The following is a 16,992-nucleotide window of genomic DNA, read 5'->3' as shown; positions in this document are numbered from 1 at the left end:
TGAGGCGGGGTGGGGTGATCTCTCCTCTGGAGCCGGCGCGTGGAGACATCACCCCACCCCGCTCGCCCGCTTCGCTTGCGATCGACCCTCCCCCTCCAGGGGAGGGTGAGCCATCACATTCGCGGCCGCCTGTTCAGTTCAGCCGCAAGGCAATCACGATGACAAGATCTGCCGTCACGCGGCCGCAGCCTTCTTGGCATGCACGCCGACGGCAGCCGCCGGCGTACCTCCGACCTCACGAATCATCCGGCTGATCGCCTCCTGCGGCATCGGCTTGCCGAACAGGAAGCCCTGTACGCTGCTGCAGCCTTCCTCGCGCAGGAAGGCGAGATGCTGTTCGGTCTCGACGCCTTCGGCGAGCACGGGAATGTTGAGGCTGCGCCCGAGCAGCAGGGTCGCCTTGACGATGGCCGCGGCGTGCACGCTGGTCTCGACCGACTGGATGAAGCTCTTGTCGACCTTGATCTTGTCGAATGGAAACACCTGCAGGGTCGACAGCGACGAATAGCCGGTGCCGAAATCGTCCATCGCCACGGTGACGCCGATCGCCTTCAAGGCCTGCATCACCTGCAGCGCGTGCTGGCGGTCGGCGATGATACCGGTCTCGGTCAGCTCGATCTCCAGCCGCTCCGGCGCCAATCCAGTCTCGCGCAGCACCTCGGCGACACGCTTCGGCAGGTCGTGGTTGAGCTGCATCGGCGCGACGTTGACGGCGACCTTGAACGGCTGGCTCCAGGTCGCGGCGGTGGCGCAGGCGGTGCGCAGCACCCAGTCGCCGATGTCGACGATCAGCCCCGTTTGTTCGGCCATCGGAATGAAATCGTTCGGCGGCACGCGGCCCTTCACCGGATGGTTCCACCGCAGCAGCGCCTCGAAGCCGACGATGCCGCCGCTCTGCGTGTCGTTCTGCACCTGGTAGTGCAGCTCGAACTCGTTGCGCACCAGCGCGCGCTTCAGGTCGATCGCGAGCTCGGCGCGGCGCCGGCTGGCCTCGTCCATCGACGGCTCATAGGTGCAGATCTTGCCCTGGCCGAGACTCTTGGCGCGGTACATCGCGAGATCGGCGCGGGTGAGAAGCTCGTCCGAGGTCAGGCCGTGGTCGGGATGCAGCGCGATGCCGATGCTGCAGCCGACCGAGAGGCTGCGCTCCTCCCACTCGACGGGCGCCAGCACCAGCGCGCGCATCCGCTCGGCGAACTTCGCCGCCTCGGTGCGCGCGAAGATCTCGCTCTTGACGGCGACGAACTCGTCGCCGCCGATTCGCGCCAGGAACTCGCCCGGCTGCAGCGTCGATGCAATACGCTGTGCGATCACCGTCAGCACCGCATCGCCCGCGGCATGGCCGTGCGCGTCGTTGACGTCCTTGAAGCGATCGAGGTCGATCGCGAGCACCGCCAGATGCGCGGTCTCGTCGCCCTCGGTCAGCAGCGGCGCGAGCCGCTGGCCGAGGCCGCTGCGGTTCGGCAGGCCGGTCAGCGGGTCCTGCAGCGCCAATTGCCGATAGCCTTCGACCGCTTCCTGCGTCGCCTGCATGTCGATCATGTAGGCCGAGGCGGCCATCGCCATGATCAGGCCGATGCCGGTGACCACCGTGATCAGCATCAGGCTGTCCGACAGCGACTGCACCGGCGCGCTGCTGGCCGCCATTGGTGCCAGGGTCAACGCGAGCATGCCGGTGAAGTGCAGGCTCAGGATCGCAAGCACCATCGCGAGCGAGCTGCCATATTTGCAGAAGCGCGTGACGGGACGCGCGATCCGGTTGGCGGCAACGGCGCCGAAGCCCATCGCGAGCGCGATCGAGAGCCACACCATCGGCACGTTCCAGGTCAGCACGCCGTCGAGCTTGAGCGCGCTCATGCCGCTGTAATGCATGGCGGCGATGCCGAAGCCGAACACCGCGCCGCCGGCCTCGATCAGCGGGCCGCGCTGGGTGCGTGTCGTGATGAAGAAGCCGAGCCACGCAAAGGCCATCGCCAGTCCGAGCGAGGCGAAGGTCATCGCCGGCTCGAACGAGCGGTATCCTGGCGTGTCGTAGCCGAGGACCGCGGCGAAGTGCGTGGTCCAGACCGTGCCACCGGCCACGAGTCCGGCCAGAAACAGCAGATGGAAGCGGCGGAGGCCGGCGTTGCGACGGACCCGCGCGAGCAGCCGCATGGACAGGATCGAGCCGAGCACGCAGACGAGCAGTGCGGCGGCGACGTAGCGCAGATCATGATCGGCGGGCAGGCAGGACAGGATCGTCAACATCGGCAATGTACCCTCGCTCAGCCGAGCTACGGTCCGCGGCGGGACCGGTTTTGGCACGCGCGATTCGCGGTTAGCGAAGCGTCAACGCGGGCAGCACCTCTGCCCGTGCCGATCCACGCAAGAGGTTTGGAATCCGACCATCGAGGCGCAAGGGCCGCCCCGCTGCAGGGAACTCGGGACATCGTGACGAAACTGCCAACGCCGGCCGCAGGGCTCGCCGGCACACGGCCTTTTGCGATCCTCCGTGGCCGGAATGGGTTGCCGCTGCATGACGGAATTAATACGATCCGATGTCGTTCACATGAAATTTGGAGTGCCCGGATGCGTGCGCAGTCGCGAGCCCTGTCGAACCCGGTCGCCCTGTGGTGGGCGATGCTGACGCTCGTCAGCCTCGCCAACATCGTGTTCTGGTTCATCCTGTACCGGCAGCTCAACGGCGGCAGCAGTTCGTCGGGTCAGGCGTCCCAGACCAGTTCGATGCTGGCGCTGTCGGCGGCCTATGTGTTCGGCTGCGCCTTCCGCTCGGTGCTGCCGCGCGCCGACGTGCAGCGTATCTGCCTGGTCGACAGCTGGCTGTCGAGCGTGTTCATCGGCCGCACCGTCGCGACCATCGCCGAGATCGCCTTCGCGGCGCAGTGGGCCATCATCCTCGCGCAGCTCGGCGCGATCGCCGATGCCGAGACCGCGGTTAACATGGCCCGCATCATCGTGCCGCTGATCGTCGTCGCGGAGATCTGTTCCTGGTACGCCGTCGTCACCCGGAATTTCCTCTACAACGCGATCGAGAACTCGCTGTGGGCGGTGGCCTTCCTGTTCGTCGGCATCGGCCTCGGCCGGCTGCTGCCGGAGTTCGACGGCCTGGTGCGCGGCCTTCTGATCGCGGGCCTCGTCGGCATCGCCTGCTATCTCGCCTTCCTGGTCGTGATCGACGTCCCGATGTATGTGAAGCGCTGGCGCATCGAGCGCGCCGCCGGCACGCCACTCCTGCATCCGCTCGCCGGTCTGCGCGACTCCGCCACGCGTTGGACCGTCACCCACGAGTTCGAGCACTGGAAGGAAGAGATCGCCTGGATGTCGCTGTATTTCAGCGCCGCCGTCTGGGGCTCGCTGGCGCTATGCGCGCTCTCGGCGATGAACGATCCCCTGCCGCGAGATCGCGCGCAGGCCACCGGTGCACCGCCGGCCATCGTCCAGCACGACGCCGATCGATCCTGACGCGACATCCCGCCGTGACGATCACGGCGGGATGCCTGCCGGCCGAGCGGCGTTGCCTCAGCCATGCATCGCGAAGTGATGCGCGTCGTCCATCTGGACGATGTGGCTGTAGTCGGCGTGCGGCGCGTCGTGCACGGCCACCGGCGCGTGGTCGAAATTCGGCGGTACGATGCCGGTGTTGCCCGCATGGCCATGGTCGCCGAAATTGTCGACGATGATCGGGTTGTGCGACGAGCCCTCGCCGTGCAACGGGCCGGGGAAGCCGGGGCCCTGGCCGCCCTGGACGTTGTCGGCGGACTGATGGATCGCCTGCGCGATCGAGTCCCAGAACCCGCCATGGCTGCCGCCGTCCTGTCCCGCATGAGCGATCTGGATGCTGCCGTCGCTGCGCAGGCCGTCCTGGGCCAGCTTGAAGACGTCGCCGATCGCCGCGCCGAGATCGCCATGGCTGAGGTCGTTGACCAGCGAGCCCAGGTCGTGGCCGATCGCGTCGAGCTGCTGCCCCAGAGAGTGGCTCAACTCGCCGGCGGTCTGTGCCAGCCCGTTGAGACCCTCGCCGACGAAATGGCCGACGCCATCGACGATGCCGGTGCCGACCGCATCGGCGCCGTGGGCGATGCCGGAGATCGCCTCGCCGATCGGTCCGCCGATCAGGTGGCCCGCCGCCGACGCCGTGTCGGTGACCACGCCGATGGCGCCGTCGGCCACCGCTACGCCGGCGTCGAAGCCGCCCTTCACCACGGCGCCTGCGGCGTCGAGCGCGTCCATGCCGACCTCGCCGGCCGTTCCGACGATGGTGCCGGCCATGCCGAGCGCGCCGTGGCCGACTGCGCCGGCCGCCTCCAGCCCGGCCTCGCCGAGGCCGACCGCGGTGTGTGCGAGGTCGCCGGCGACGTCGAGGGCGCCATGCGCCACGTCGCCACCGACCTTGAGCCCGCCGTCGACGATGTCGCCGCCGATATGCTTGACGTCGTTGATGACGCCGTCGATGTCGCCATGTACCAGGTGGCCGACCCCGGACGCCACGTCGCCGGCGACGTTGATCCCGGTATGGAGGACGTCGCCGCCGACATGGACCACGGTCGACGCGACGTCGCCTACGGTGTGAAGCAGGCCGCCGCCGATCGCCTCGGCACCGTGCCCGATCGCGCCGAGTACGCCGCCCACGGTATGGATGGCCTCGCCGCCGAGCGCGCCGATGCCATGCACCACGCTGCCCACGGCATGGGCCGCATCGCCGGCGACGTGCTCGACCGTATCGACCACGGCGCCCGCCGCACCGCCGACCGCACCCGCCACATCCTTCGCGACGTCCTTCACGTCGTCCACGGCGGAACTGACGGCATCTCCGATATCATCCCAAAAGCTCATGACCTGCTCCTCTCGGTTGCGTCACCTCGCCTCGGGTGACGCGCCGTTTGTCGCAGATCGCGTCCCGGCGCTCCGTGCGCGACATCACGCAGGCTGAGACGTGGCACGGCTCCGGCGCGAAGCCTGTCCGCGAGCCGCGTCATCCACCTCTTCGGGGGCCGCGGGGAGGGACATGCGTGGATGCCGGCGCAGGCCGGGCAACTAATTAGCAGGCCCTGATCGCGATCGTTCAGGGCGCATCGGTGTGATGCTCGGCGGCGGTTCAGGCGTGGCCGATCCAGCCATGCCAGGTCAGCGCTGTGAAGAATGGACGGGCATCGCGAAAGCCGCCGTCACGCAGGATGGCTTCATCCTCCCCTGGGCTCAGCATGTTGACGCTGGCATCGACGGTCGCGCGCATCGTCCTGGCCTGCTCGGGGTCTGTGCCGGACGCAACGGCATAGGCCGCGTACCGATCCAGCCACAGCGATCTCTCGACGGGCTCGTTGGGCAGGCAGCTATGGGCCACCACGAAAGGCGCTCCAGGGTGGAGCCGGTCGTGCACGGCGCGGACTGTCCGCAACCGTTCCGATGCTGCCAGAAAATGCAGCGTCAGCAGGCATGTCGCCGCGTCAAACGGGCCGGCCGGCGCATCGTCGATGGTGCCCTCGATCAGTTCGACCCGGCTCGTCCGCGCGCCGAGCGTGCGTTCGGCGAGTCGCAGCATCTGCGGCGCCGGATCGACGCCGACGAAGGTCCACGATGGTTGCGCTTCCGCCAACGCGTTGAGCTCGAGCCCGCCGCCCGCGCCCAGCACGAGCACCCTCGCATGTTCGGGCGCCCGCTCGGCCAGCAGGACCGCCGTCATCCGGTGCAGCCCGTCGAGACCGGGCACGAAGCGACGTGGACCATCCGTGTAGCGCGCGACGAATTCGGGATCGGAAAACGCGCGGATGAACTGCTGAGCGCCGTCGGCAATGTCAGCCGGCATGACAAATGTCTCCTTTGCGAGGTCGCTTGCGTCGTTCGAGGCGGTCGTGGAAATCAGCGCTCAGCGCCGCCAGCGTGATGGCGCCGAGACGGGACAGCAGCAAGGTCTCGGCGGCCCGGATGGAGGTGTCGAGCGCCGCATTGACCGCCTGCTCGACGAGGCAGTCGGGAGTCTCGCTCCGATGGCCGATGGCGAACAGCGATGGACGCCCGAGCGAATCGTAGACGTCGCGCAGGGTGACGGTCGCCAGATCGCAGGCGAGCGTCCAGCCGCCGCCATGGCCTTTCTCGGAGCGCACATAGCCGCTGTCCCGGAGGCCCGCCATGATTCTGCGGATCACGACCGGATTGGTCTGCATCATCGCTGCGAGGGCCTCGGACGTGACCGGACCGTCGTGCTCCGCCATGTGGAGCAGGACGTGCAGGATGCCGGACAACTGGCTGTTGGGTCTCATGTAACTTTTAATATGACATGATATTCCAGCCGTCAACCGGCCGGCCCGGCCATGAAGGCTTGGGCGCCGACGCTGGCGCCTCTGCCCGTCGGGCGATTCGGTTCTGCATCCCGCGTGCGGCGGGCGGGTCCATGCCTCCCAACGATGAGAAACGCGCTGCGCGGAAAGACTGAATTTGCCCGCGCATTCAAGCTGATTTGGGCTGTCCAGTCCCATCAGTAAAAATATGCCGCTTCTCAATTTCGGAATTTCGTGATTTATTCCGTCCGTCCCGCCTCATCGACGAGGGGCGCTGCGCGGTCGTCACGAAGCGTGGAGTGCGGGATGTGATGGGCGGGCCGGTTTGCAGCGTGATCATTCGCGCGGACGAACAACATCGGCTCGCACGGTCAAGTCGCGTGGTCCTGACCTCCCGATGCTGAGGTCAAGCCGGCTGTTGATGCCCCGCGCATCTCGCCGGTGATGGGGGCAACACAGCCCGGTCCCCAGGGAGATCGCGAAGCAGCCGTTAAAACTATCGCGCAGGGAGGGCCGGGTCGTCCGGCTGGACCTGTGGTACCTGCCGCCTGCATTTTTTTCGCAGGCGGGCCACGGGCCTCAGTCGAGGTCCGGCCTTCCCTGCACCCTCGCTTCGGAAGAGGGTGAGATCGATGCATCACTCGGACGCCAAGAGCGTCGCGAGGACAATGACGCGCGTCCCCAAATGCAGTTTGAGATTGCTGACCACGACGGCACCACAAACGCGATGCTCACCCTCCCCTGGAGGGGGAGGGTCGCCTCACGAGGAGCGAAGCGAAACGTGAGGCGGGGTGGGGTGATGTCTCCGCGCGCAAAAGCATGCGTGGAGAGATCACCCCACCCCGCTCGCCCGCTTCGCGTGCGATCGACCCTCCCCCTCCAGGGGAGGGTGGCACCCGAGCGCGCGGCTAGCGTCCGGCGGCCCTCGGTGTCTCGCAAAAAAAGCGGCGCTCGATGGACGGCTTGCTATTTGAATCCTGCGAACCGGCTGTCGAACGAGTTCGACTGCAGCACTGGCACGGCGCCGGAGACCAGCGCGGTCTGGGTCTGCGCGGGGGCCGAGGCCGTGGTGGCGGGCGCGTCGCCGGCGGCGGGCTTGAACGGCGGCCGCGCGGCGGCCTGCCGGGTCTCGGCGGGCTTGGCCGCGACCGGCTTGGGCGCAGGTTTGATCTCGGCGGGCTTGATCTCCGAGGGCCTGGCCTCCGCGGTCTTGCTCTCGGGCTTCGCGGTCGCAGCCTTGGTGTCGGCCGCGGCATTGCCGCCGATCCCGACCTTGCGGGCGAGGCTCGACATGAAGCTCGGCTTCTCCGGCGCACTGACGGCCGCCACGCGGGTGGAGGGCGCCGCTGCGGGAGCCGGAGCCGCACTGGCCGGCACCGCGGCGACCTCGTCGGCGCCGGGCGCGCGCGGCGGGTTGACATGACCGGGGATCGTGCCTGGCGCCGGCGTGAAGTTGGCGAGCGACAGGCCCGGCGCTTCGCCGGCATCGGACAGGCCGGTGGAGGCGCCCGGCACGCGGCTGGCGAAGATCGGATTCATGCCGCCATCGATGCCGGTGTTGAGCTTGGCGACCGGCGTGCCCTTGGCGACGAGCTTGGCATATTCCGCCTCGTCCGCCTGCTGCTTGTCGCGCACGGCGGCGGTGATCTCGTCGGGCACGACATAGGCCGGGCACTTGGCGGAGGCGTCGAACACCGGATCATGCGTCGCGCCCGGCGGCTTCTGGGCGTCGAAGACGTACTTCTTCTCGCAGAAGTCGACCTTCGGCTCCTGCCGGGTGACCTCGAAATGGTCGTAGCCTTCCTTGATCATGCGCCAGAACGGCATGTTCGGATTGTTGCGGTGCCTGGCCATGTTCACCGGCGTCATCCGGAACGGATAGGCCTGGAACTGGAAGGCGCGCTGGCCGCCGAAGAAGGACTCGCGCCCGAGCGCATAGATCTCGGCGATCTGCTCATCGGTCATCGCGAAGCAGCCGCGCGAGGAGCAGTCGCCATGCACCATCAGCTGCGAGCCGGTGCGGCCGAGCGCCTTGTCGAACGCGTTCGGATAGCCGGTGTTGAAGGACAGATAGTAGGCCGATTGCGGGTTCATCTGGCTCGGATTGATCGAGTAGAAGCCCTCCGGCGCCTGGCGGTCGCCCTCGCGCACCTTTGGTCCGAGATCGCCGGACCAGCGGCAGATCGGATAGGTCTTGAGCAGCGCGAACTTGCCCGAGCGGTCCTGCTTCCAGACCTCGAGCTCGGCTTCCTGCTTGAACACGCGGACCAGGATCGGCGACTGCAGATCCATGTCCTTCTCGCCCATCGTCGCGACGAGCTTCGGCGGCACCGGCTGGTTGGCCTTGGCGTTGGTGGCGAGCGCGACCTGATCGCTGTTGCAACCCGTCAGCAGCGCGCCGGCGGCCAACACCGCCGAGGTCATCAGAACCCGGACGAAAGCGCGGTTGATCAAAGCAAAGCTCCCCGCAAACCCGGCATGCCGCAACACCCCAGTCTCATCTCACGCGATCGGCCCGAAAGCTGGATAAATCACGGGTCGACCCTGCGTCATGCCGTCAAACCATTGATTAAAATTGTAGCCTTTGACCCCAAGCCTCGCAACCCGCGCCCCGGTGATGCCGAAAGGCCCCGGCCGCTTTGGTCAACAACTCCTAAACAGCAGACCCCGCCGGCGGGGCCGAAATGCGGCCAAACGGCTGGAAAGACTCACAAAACCGCGAGCGCCGGGAGCTCGGCTCCGGCCCGATCAGCCGAGCTTGCGGCCAATCTCGATGAACTTCTGCCGGCGCTGTTTGCGGATGGCGTCGGCGTCGAGCCCCTTCAGCTCGTCGAGCGCCTCGGCGATCGCCTCGCCGGTCGCCGCGATCATCGCCGCCGGGTCGCGGTGGGCGCCGCCGACCGGCTCCTTGAGGATGGTGTCGACCACGCCGAAACGCAGCATGTCCTGGGCGGTGATCTTCATGCTGTTGGCGGCTTCCTGCGCCTTGGTGCCGTCGCGCCAGAGGATCGAGGAGGCGGCCTCCGGCGAGATCACGCTGTAGATCGCGTGCTCCAGCATCAGCACCCGGTTTGCGGTGGTCAGCGCGATGGCGCCGCCCGACATGCCCTCGCCGGTGATGATCGCCACGTTCGGGACGCCGAGCGCCAGGCAGGCGTCGGTGGAGCGGGCGATGGCCTCGGCCTGGCCGCGCTCCTCGGCGCCGATGCCGGGATAGGCGCCGGCGGAATCGACCAGCGACAGCACCGGGATGCCGAAGCGCTCGGCCATCTCCATCAGGCGGACCGCCTTGCGGTAGCCTTCCGGGCGGGCCATGCCAAAATTGTGCTTGAGGCGGGACTCGGTGGTGGCGCCCTTTTCCTGGCCCATGACGCAGATCGGCTCGCCGCGGAAGCGGCCGAAGCCGCCGAGCAAGGCGGCGTCCTCGCCGAACTTGCGGTCGCCAGCGAGCGGCGTGAACTCGGTGATCAGGCCACCCACGAAATCGGTGAAATGCGGCCGCTGCGGATGGCGCGCGACCATCGTCTTCTGCCACGGGGTCAGGTTGGCATAGAGCTCGGCCAACGCCTGGCCGGCCTTCTCCTCGATCCGGCTGACCTCCTCGCCGATGTCGGTGCCGGAGGCGGCCATCGCCCGGAGTTCATCGACCTTGGAATCGAGCTCGGCAACGGGCTTTTCGAAATCGAGGTAGCTGCGCATGGGATCCGGCATGGAAGAGCTGAAGGAAGAGCGCTGGGAGACGAAATCGGTTCGGCCTTCGGACCCGAAGCCGAAGGACTTCAGGAGCTTAGGGTACGATCGGTGCCCAGCCTCCAGGCATCGCGCCGGGATCGCGGGCAGGATGGCGCTCTTTCGGGGCAGACGGGCGCGAAGTCAAGCCGGCCGGGCGTCACGCCGGCGGATTTGGTTTCGGGAAGGTGTGAAGCGAGGTCAGGTCTCGGCCAGCGGGTGCAGGTCGCGCACCAGGCTCTTGAGCCGCTCCTCGACCACGTGGGTGTAGATCTGGGTGGTCGAGATGTCGGTGTGGCCGAGCAGGGTCTGGACGATGCGCAGGTCGGCGCCGTTGTGCAGCAGATGGCTGGCGAAGGCGTGGCGCAGCACGTGCGGCGACACCAGCCGGGCCGGCAGGCCGCTCGCCACCGCGAGCTCCTTGAGGTCGCGGGCGAAGTGCTGGCGGGTGAGGTGCCCGCTCTCGCCGAACGACGGAAACAGCCATTTGCCGAATGTCGCACTGGCCTTCTTCTCGGGCTTCAGCGCATCCAGCGCGGCAAGATAGTCGGCCATCGCCTGGCGCGAGGCCTGGTTCAGCGGCACCAGCCGCTCCTTGTTGCCCTTGCCGCGCACCACGATCATGCGGGCGTCGTTGCGCGCCGCGGTGCGCGGCAGCGCTACCAGCTCGGAGACGCGCAGGCCGGTCGCGTAGAGTACCTCGAGCAGGCAATACAGCCGCAGCGCGCGCAGCCGCTGCGCCGGCGAAGCGTCCGCGCCCTCGCTCAGCTCCTTGGCGCGGGTCAGCATCCGGTCGACATCGCCGATCGACAGCACCTTGGGCAGCGGCCGGCCGCGTTTCGGGCCCGACAGGATGGCGGCGGGATCGTCGCTGCGGATGCGCTCGCTCAGCAGGAAGCGAAACAGGTGCCGCATCGCCGACAGCCGCCGCGCCACGCTGGAGGATTTGAAACCCCTGGTGTCGAGATCGGCGAGATAGTCGCGCAATGCCTGGGTGTCGGCCGTGGCGAAGCCGTTGGCCTTGCCGCCGAGAAATTCGGAGAGATCGGTGAGGTCGCGGCGATAGGCGTCCAGCGTGTTCTGACCGGCGCCCTGCTCGGCGGCCATCATGTCGAGGAACAGGCTCATCAGCCCGGCGTCGGAGGCCTTGACCTTCATGTCGTGAAATCCGCTGCGTCCGAGGCGATCGAATCACTACGAGGTATTCGTGCCGGCACGGCGAGCGGTGACTGCAAATCTGGCCGATATCGCGGCGCCCGGCCGCCTCAGACAACCGCAAAATTCTTAATCAATGCCCTGTGGCTTTTCGGTTCGTCGCAGCGGCGCCGCTCATCTCTTCTGGAACCTGTCGGGCGGGATCGTCACCGTCATCTCGCGCGGCTTCGGATTGACGAAATTCGCCAGCGCGTAGATCGCGCCATAGACCACGCCGACGATGACGGCGATGACGGTCAGGAAGCGGAACAGGCTGGGCATGTCGGTCGCGCAGGCCACCAGAAAGGGAACGGTTTCATCCAACATGTTCGCATCGGCCTTGCAAGCCCGTCGGGCAGACCGGGCAGCTCGCCTTGGCTCGGGGGACGGAACAGGATGCCTTTGAAAGCAGCAGGGGCTGGGTTAGAAGCCTGGAGATGACCGACACGACGCAACCCGCACCCAGCCCAGCCGCTCCGGAGGCCGCGATTCTCGCAGGCCTCGGCAAGCGGCTGATCGTGCTGGTCGGCATGATGGGTGTCGGCAAGTCGACCGTGGGCCGGCGGCTCGCGGCGCGGTTGCGGCTGCCCTTCGTCGATGCGGACACCGAGATCGAGACCGCGGCCGGCATGACCATACCGGAAATCTTCGAGTCGCGCGGCGAGGACTATTTCCGCAACGGCGAGGCCAGGGTGATCGCCCGCCTGCTCGAAAACGGTCCGGCCGTGCTGGCAACCGGTGGCGGCGCCTTCATGCGCGAGGAGACGCGGCGGCGCATCCAGGAGAAGGCGGTCTCGGTGTGGCTCAAGGCCGATGCCGACGTGATCATGCGCCGCGTCCGGCGGCGGGCCGACCGGCCGCTGCTGCAGACCGCCGATCCGGAAGGCACGGTCGCTCGCCTGCTCGTCGAGCGCGAGCCGGTCTACCAGCTTGCCGATCTCACGATCTGCTCGCGCGATGTGCCGCATGATCGCGTTGTCGAGGACTGCATGGAGGCGCTGCAGGCGTTCTTCTCGCCACCGGAGACCGAGGCGGGGCCGGCCGGACCACAACCCGATCCAGTTCAACCCGATCCTCCGCAGGCGATGGGCGCGCTCCGATGACAGCACCACTGAAGCATTCCGATCCGATCATCGTCGACGTCGCGCTCGGCGAGCGCGCCTATGACATCGTCATCGGCCGCGGCGTGCTGGCTTCACTCGGCCAGCGGATCGCGGCGCTGCGGCCCGGCGTGCGCACCGCCATCGTGACCGACCGTACCGTGGCCGCGCATTGGCTGAAGCCGGCCGAGGCGATCCTGGCGGAGGCGGGCATCCCGACGTCCACGATCGTGGTCGATGAGGGCGAGGGCTCCAAGACCTATGCCGGCCTGGAGAAGGTCAGCGAGGCGCTGATCGCTGCCAGGATCGAGCGCAACGATCTCGTCATCGCGCTCGGCGGCGGGGTGGTCGGCGATCTCGCCGGCTTCGCGGCCGCCATCCTGCGCCGCGGCGTCGATTTCGTGCAGGTGCCGACCTCGCTGCTGGCGCAGGTCGATTCCTCCGTCGGCGGCAAGACCGGCATCAATTCGCCCCAGGGCAAGAACCTGCTCGGCGCCTTCCACCAGCCGGTGCTGGTGATCGCCGACACGGCCGTGCTCGACACCCTGTCACCGCGCCAGTTCCGCGCCGGCTATGCCGAGGTCGCCAAATACGGCCTGCTCGGCGATGCCAGCTTCTTCGGCTGGCTCGAGGCCAACCATGCCGACATCGTCAAGGGCGGTGCGGCGCGTGAGCACGCGGTCGCGACCTCCTGTCGCGCCAAGGCGGCGATCGTCGCCCGCGACGAGCGCGAGACCGGCGACCGGGCGCTGCTCAATCTCGGCCACACCTTCGGCCATGCGCTGGAGGCCGTGACCGGCTTCTCCGACCGGCTGTTCCACGGCGAGGGCGTCGCGGTCGGCATGGTGCTGGCGGCGCAGTTCTCGGCCGGGCTCGGCATGCTGCCGCCCGACGACGTCGTCAGGATCGAGCGTCACCTTGCCGCGGTCGGTCTGCCGACCCATCTGCAGGACATCGCCGGCTTCGCCCAGGAGGGGATCGGCGACGCCGATCGGCTTTTGGCCTTGATGGCGCAGGACAAGAAGGTCAAGCGCGGCAAGCTCACCTTCATCCTGATGGAGGCCATCGGCCGCGCCGTCATCGCGAAGGACGTCGATCCGGCGCGCGTCCGCGACTTTCTCCAGGCCAAATTGCGCAGCAGAAGCTGATCCCGGGCTTTACGCCGTATTGAGCAGTGCCAACGGATCATCGGCGGCCTCCTACAGAGCGACATCGGCGTCATGGACTGGTTCACACTCTCCGTCGTCATCCTGCTCCTTGCCGCCTCGGCCTTCTTTGCGCTGAGCGAGACCGCGCTGACCGGTGCCTCCCGCGCCTCGATGCTGCGGCTGTCGAAGCAGGGCAATCGCGATGCCGATGTGGTGTCGAGCCTGTTCGACATGCGCGAACGGCTGATCGGGGCCCTGCTGCTCGGCAACAACATCGCCAATATCGGCGCCTCCGCGCTGGCGACCGGTATTTTTACCGCCTGGTTCGGTGAGGTCGGCGTGCTCTACGCGACCGGCGTGATGACCGCGCTGGTCGTGATCTTTGCCGAGGTGCTGCCGAAGACGATCGCGATCAATGCGCCGGATCGCGTCTCGCTCGCGGTCGCCAGGCCGATGCGCGTGACCGTGTTCGTGCTCGGTCCGGTGCTCGCAGTGATCGAAGCGATCGTGCGCGGGCTGATGCGGCTGATCGGCTTCAAGGTCGGGGCCAATCAGCCGATCCTGTCGCCGACCGAACGCCTGCGCGGTGCCGTCGATCTGTTGCATCATGAAGGCAAGGTCGAGAAGCAGGACCGCGACATGCTCGGCGGCCTGCTCGATCTGCGCGAATTGCAGGTGTCCGACGTAATGGTCCACCGCACCGAAATGGTGATGGTGAATGCGGACCTGCCGCAGGAGGAACTGGTGCGCGAGGTGCTCGCCACCGAGTACACACGCATCCCGCTGTGGCGCGGCACGCCGGAGAACATCATCGGCGTGCTGCATGCGAAGGACCTGCTGCGTGCGATCCGCGCCGCCGAGGGCGATGTGTCGCACATCGACGTTGCTTCACTGGCGCTCCCGCCGTGGTTCGTACCGGAGATGCGCTCCGTGTCGGAACAGCTGAAGGCGTTCCGCCGGCGCAAGACGCATTTCGCGCTCGTGGTCGACGAGTATGGCGAGGTCGAAGGCATCGTCACGCTGGAGGATATTCTGGAGGAGATCGTCGGCGACATCTCCGACGAGCAAGATGTGCAGGTCGCGGGTGTGCGCCTGCAGCCGGACGGGTCCGTCGTCGTCGATGGCTCAGTGCCGATCCGCGATCTCAATCGCGCGATGGACTGGACGCTGCCCGATGAGGAAGCAACGACAGTTGCCGGTCTCGTCATTCACGAGGCGCGTTCGATCCCCGAGCGCGGCCAGAGCTTCACGTTCCACGGCTTCCGCTTTCGCGTGCTGCGCCGGGAGCGCAATCGCATCACCGCGCTGCGTATCGTACCGGTGCCGCGCGGCGAAACCGAGGAGGCGCGGCCGCGCCGTGCGGGCACGGCGTTCTAATTGGGGATCAAGCCTCGCCCGGCGCCTTCGCATGCAGCGCGAGCGCGTGCACCGAGCCGGCAAGTTCCGCTGCCAATGCGGCGTTGATCAGGCGGTGGCGATCGACACGGCTCTTGCCGGCGAAGGCCTGCGACACAATATACACGCGGAAATGGGTCTCACCGCTCGGCTGATGGCCCACATGGCCTTCATGCAGATGTGATTCGTCTTGAACATCGAGGCTTTCGGGCGAGAAAGCTTCGCGCAACTTTTTGATGATAGCATCTCGGGTCCGCATGGTCTCTGGAAATACGCATCAAATTATTTTTCGTCAATCGGCGGTCCCCGCCTGAGGTATTCGCAATGTCAAGACTTGAAGCTTTTCGCGTTGCGTAGTCAAAGTCCGCCATGCCGATCGATTCAAACAAATTCTTCGACTCCATCCGCATCAAGCCCAAGAAGCAGGCTGCGCGGCAGCCGGTGGTGCGCGAGGAGGCCCAGCCCTGTCAGTGGCCGGACTGCAAGAACAAGGGCTCGCATCGCGCGCCCAAGGGACGCGAGAACGCGCGCGAGTATTGGCACTTCTGTCTCGATCACGTGCGCGAGTACAACCAGTCCTACAATTTCTTCTCGGGGATGAACGCCGAAGCGGTCGCGCGCTACCAGAAGGATGCGCTGACCGGACACCGCCCGACCTGGAAGATGGGTGCCAACACGTCGGCCAAGCGCGGCACCGGCAGCGCCGAGGGCGATCTCGGCGATGCCGCCGATCCGTTCAGCGTATTCGCCGAGATCAACGGCCGCGGCAGTTGGCGTCCGGATCCCCGCTCGGCTCCCAAGGCCGAGACGCGCAAGGTCTTCAACGCCGAGCGCAAGGCGCTGCAGGTGATGGGCCTCGGTCCCGACGCGACGCTCGAGGATGTCAAGGTCAAGTACAAGGCGCTGGTGAAGCAGCACCATCCCGATGCCAATGGCGGCGACCGCTCCACCGAGGATCGCCTGATCGAGATCATCAAGGCCTACAACTACCTGAAGACGGTGGTGAAGGGCTGACGCGCGGCAGCGCGCGAGGCTGCCGCACGTCGCGTTGAAGGTATCAGGGCTTCGGCCCGATATAGGCCGAGCTCGGCCGGATCAACCGCCCGGTGCGCTGTTGCTCGCGGGCATGCGCCGTCCAGCCGGCGGCACGCGCCACCGCGAAGATCGGCGTGAACGCCTGGCGCGGAATCTTCAGTGCATCGAGCAGGATGGCGGTGAAGAACTCGACATTGGTGTCGAGCACGCGCTCCGGATTCTTCTGCCGCAGCGCTTGGCGAATGTAAGCCTCTACCTCGCTCGCAAACGGCAGATCAGCCCCGCTGCCCGCCAGCCGCTCGATCGCGCCCTTGAGCACGTCGGCCCGCGGATCGCGCACGCGATAGATCCGATGCCCGAACCCCATCAGCCGCTCGCCACGGCCAAGCGCCGCATCGACCCACGGCCTGATGTTGTCGCGCGTGCCGATCGCGTTGAGCATTTCCAGCACCGGCTCCGGCGCGCCGCCATGCAGCGGGCCGGTGAGCGCGCAATAGCCGGCGGTGACTGACGCGAACAGGTCGGCCTGGGTCGAGGCGACGACGCGCGCGGCGAAGGTCGAGGCGTTCATGCCGTGATCGCTGACGGTGACGAGATACGTGTCCAGCGCCGCCACCTCGCCGCTCTCGGGCGTGTCGCCGCGGACCATCCGCAATGCGTCTGCGGCGTGACCGGCGTCAGGGTCGGGCGCGATCGGCCTCGCTCCCTGCGCGCGCTGGACCAGGGCGCCGGCAATCACCGGGCAGGCGCCGACGATCGTGGCTTCGTCGTCGAGCCCGGGTTCGGACCGCAGTGCCGCGACGGCGGCGCGGAAGCCGTCGATGATCGACAGGCCGGAGGTCGCGGCGAGCAGCTCGGGCAGCCGGGCAAAGGCACGCTCGCGGGCACGGCCAAGGCTGGCGCGGACCTCGGCCTCGCCGACGGTGCGCTTCGTCGCCGCGCTCCATAGCCGGGCGGTCACGCCCTCGAAGCCGCTGGCGGCGGCGAGATCGGCCACACGCGCTCCGGCGATGATGAGCTCCCCCTGCTGGCCGTCGACGTGGCTGAGCACGGTCTCGGCGGCGGCGATGCCGTCGAGGCCGATCGGGGTCTTGCCGAGCTGGATGGTCATGGCGA

15 protein-coding genes are annotated in these 16,992 nt (G+C 67.5%); 5 read left to right on the top strand and 10 right to left on the bottom strand.

Going from position 1 to position 16,992, the window contains the following annotated elements; all coding sequences use genetic code 11:
- Positions 1-174: 174 nt before the first annotated feature.
- Positions 175-2,247 carry a putative bifunctional diguanylate cyclase/phosphodiesterase gene (locus tag QX048_RS11835; RefSeq protein WP_316200509.1) on the bottom strand — a complete coding sequence of 691 codons (2,073 nt, stop codon included), beginning with the start codon at positions 2,245-2,247 and terminating at the stop codon, positions 175-177.
- 321 nt (positions 2,248-2,568) lie between these two features.
- Here QX048_RS11835 and QX048_RS11830 point away from each other — a divergent pair, with 321 nt between their 5' ends.
- Positions 2,569-3,462 (top strand): hypothetical protein, encoded by an 894-nt coding sequence (locus QX048_RS11830; protein ID WP_315715215.1) that lies wholly within the window; start codon positions 2,569-2,571, stop codon positions 3,460-3,462.
- 57 nt (positions 3,463-3,519) lie between these two features.
- Here QX048_RS11830 and QX048_RS11825 read toward each other — a convergent pair whose 3' ends face one another.
- The 7 genes from QX048_RS11825 to QX048_RS11795 all read right to left on the bottom strand — a co-directional run bounded on the left by QX048_RS11825 (position 3,520) and on the right by QX048_RS11795 (position 11,480).
- On the bottom strand, positions 3,520-4,833 hold the full coding sequence (locus tag QX048_RS11825; RefSeq protein WP_316200498.1) for a hypothetical protein: 1,314 nt from the start codon (positions 4,831-4,833) through the stop codon (positions 3,520-3,522).
- Between the two features lie 262 nt (positions 4,834-5,095).
- On the bottom strand, positions 5,096-5,803 hold the full coding sequence (locus tag QX048_RS11820) for a class I SAM-dependent methyltransferase (protein ID WP_315715217.1): 708 nt from the start codon (positions 5,801-5,803) through the stop codon (positions 5,096-5,098).
- Positions 5,793-6,257, bottom strand: coding sequence for an Rrf2 family transcriptional regulator (locus tag QX048_RS11815; RefSeq protein ID WP_315735202.1), 465 nt, complete (start codon positions 6,255-6,257; stop codon positions 5,793-5,795). Before QX048_RS11815 ends, QX048_RS11820 begins: the two co-directional genes overlap by 11 nt.
- A 984-nt stretch (positions 6,258-7,241) precedes the next feature.
- A complete protein-coding gene (locus QX048_RS11810; RefSeq protein ID WP_316200499.1) occupies positions 7,242-8,729 on the bottom strand; it encodes a L,D-transpeptidase family protein in 1,488 nt (495 codons plus the stop codon).
- Between the two features lie 294 nt (positions 8,730-9,023).
- On the bottom strand, positions 9,024-9,986 hold the full coding sequence (locus QX048_RS11805; RefSeq protein ID WP_316200500.1) for an acetyl-CoA carboxylase carboxyltransferase subunit alpha: 963 nt from the start codon (positions 9,984-9,986) through the stop codon (positions 9,024-9,026).
- 219 nt (positions 9,987-10,205) lie between these two features.
- Positions 10,206-11,162 carry a site-specific tyrosine recombinase XerD gene (gene xerD, locus QX048_RS11800; protein WP_315715222.1) on the bottom strand — a complete coding sequence of 319 codons (957 nt, stop codon included), beginning with the start codon at positions 11,160-11,162 and terminating at the stop codon, positions 10,206-10,208.
- Positions 11,163-11,333: 171 nt separating this feature from the next.
- Positions 11,334-11,480 carry a histidine kinase gene (locus tag QX048_RS11795; protein ID WP_315715424.1) on the bottom strand — a complete coding sequence of 49 codons (147 nt, stop codon included), beginning with the start codon at positions 11,478-11,480 and terminating at the stop codon, positions 11,334-11,336.
- A 155-nt stretch (positions 11,481-11,635) separates the two neighbouring features.
- Between QX048_RS11795 and QX048_RS11790 the strand changes: the two genes are divergently transcribed.
- From QX048_RS11790 to QX048_RS11780, 3 genes are all read left to right on the top strand, one after another.
- A complete protein-coding gene (locus QX048_RS11790; protein WP_315715223.1) occupies positions 11,636-12,301 on the top strand; it encodes a shikimate kinase in 666 nt (221 codons plus the stop codon).
- Positions 12,298-13,446, top strand: coding sequence for a 3-dehydroquinate synthase (gene aroB, locus QX048_RS11785; RefSeq protein WP_316200501.1), 1,149 nt, complete (start codon positions 12,298-12,300; stop codon positions 13,444-13,446). Before QX048_RS11790 ends, aroB begins: the two co-directional genes overlap by 4 nt.
- A 72-nt stretch (positions 13,447-13,518) precedes the next feature.
- The gene (locus QX048_RS11780; protein ID WP_316200502.1) at positions 13,519-14,823 is read left to right on the top strand and encodes an HlyC/CorC family transporter; all 1,305 of its coding nucleotides are present in this window, start codon (positions 13,519-13,521) and stop codon (positions 14,821-14,823) included.
- A 7-nt stretch (positions 14,824-14,830) separates the two neighbouring features.
- On the opposite strand, the gene QX048_RS11775 is transcribed toward QX048_RS11780, so the two are convergent.
- Positions 14,831-15,100: a BolA family protein gene (locus QX048_RS11775; RefSeq protein ID WP_316174476.1), complete on the bottom strand. Its 270-nt coding sequence runs from the start codon at positions 15,098-15,100 to the stop codon at positions 14,831-14,833.
- A 110-nt stretch (positions 15,101-15,210) separates the two neighbouring features.
- Here QX048_RS11775 and QX048_RS11770 point away from each other — a divergent pair, with 110 nt between their 5' ends.
- The gene (locus tag QX048_RS11770) at positions 15,211-15,855 is read left to right on the top strand and encodes a J domain-containing protein (RefSeq protein ID WP_315715227.1); all 645 of its coding nucleotides are present in this window, start codon (positions 15,211-15,213) and stop codon (positions 15,853-15,855) included.
- Between the two features lie 43 nt (positions 15,856-15,898).
- On the opposite strand, the gene QX048_RS11765 is transcribed toward QX048_RS11770, so the two are convergent.
- Positions 15,899-16,987 (bottom strand): citrate synthase/methylcitrate synthase, encoded by a 1,089-nt coding sequence (locus QX048_RS11765; RefSeq protein WP_316200503.1) that lies wholly within the window; start codon positions 16,985-16,987, stop codon positions 15,899-15,901.
- Between the last annotated feature and the right edge of the window lie 5 nt (positions 16,988-16,992).

The organism is Bradyrhizobium sp. SZCCHNS30572 (assembly GCF_032484415.1).
Taxonomy (GTDB): domain Bacteria; phylum Pseudomonadota; class Alphaproteobacteria; order Rhizobiales; family Xanthobacteraceae; genus Bradyrhizobium.
The sequence above is the reverse complement of the archived record's forward strand: the minus strand, read 5'-3'. Positions and strand labels throughout refer to the sequence as shown.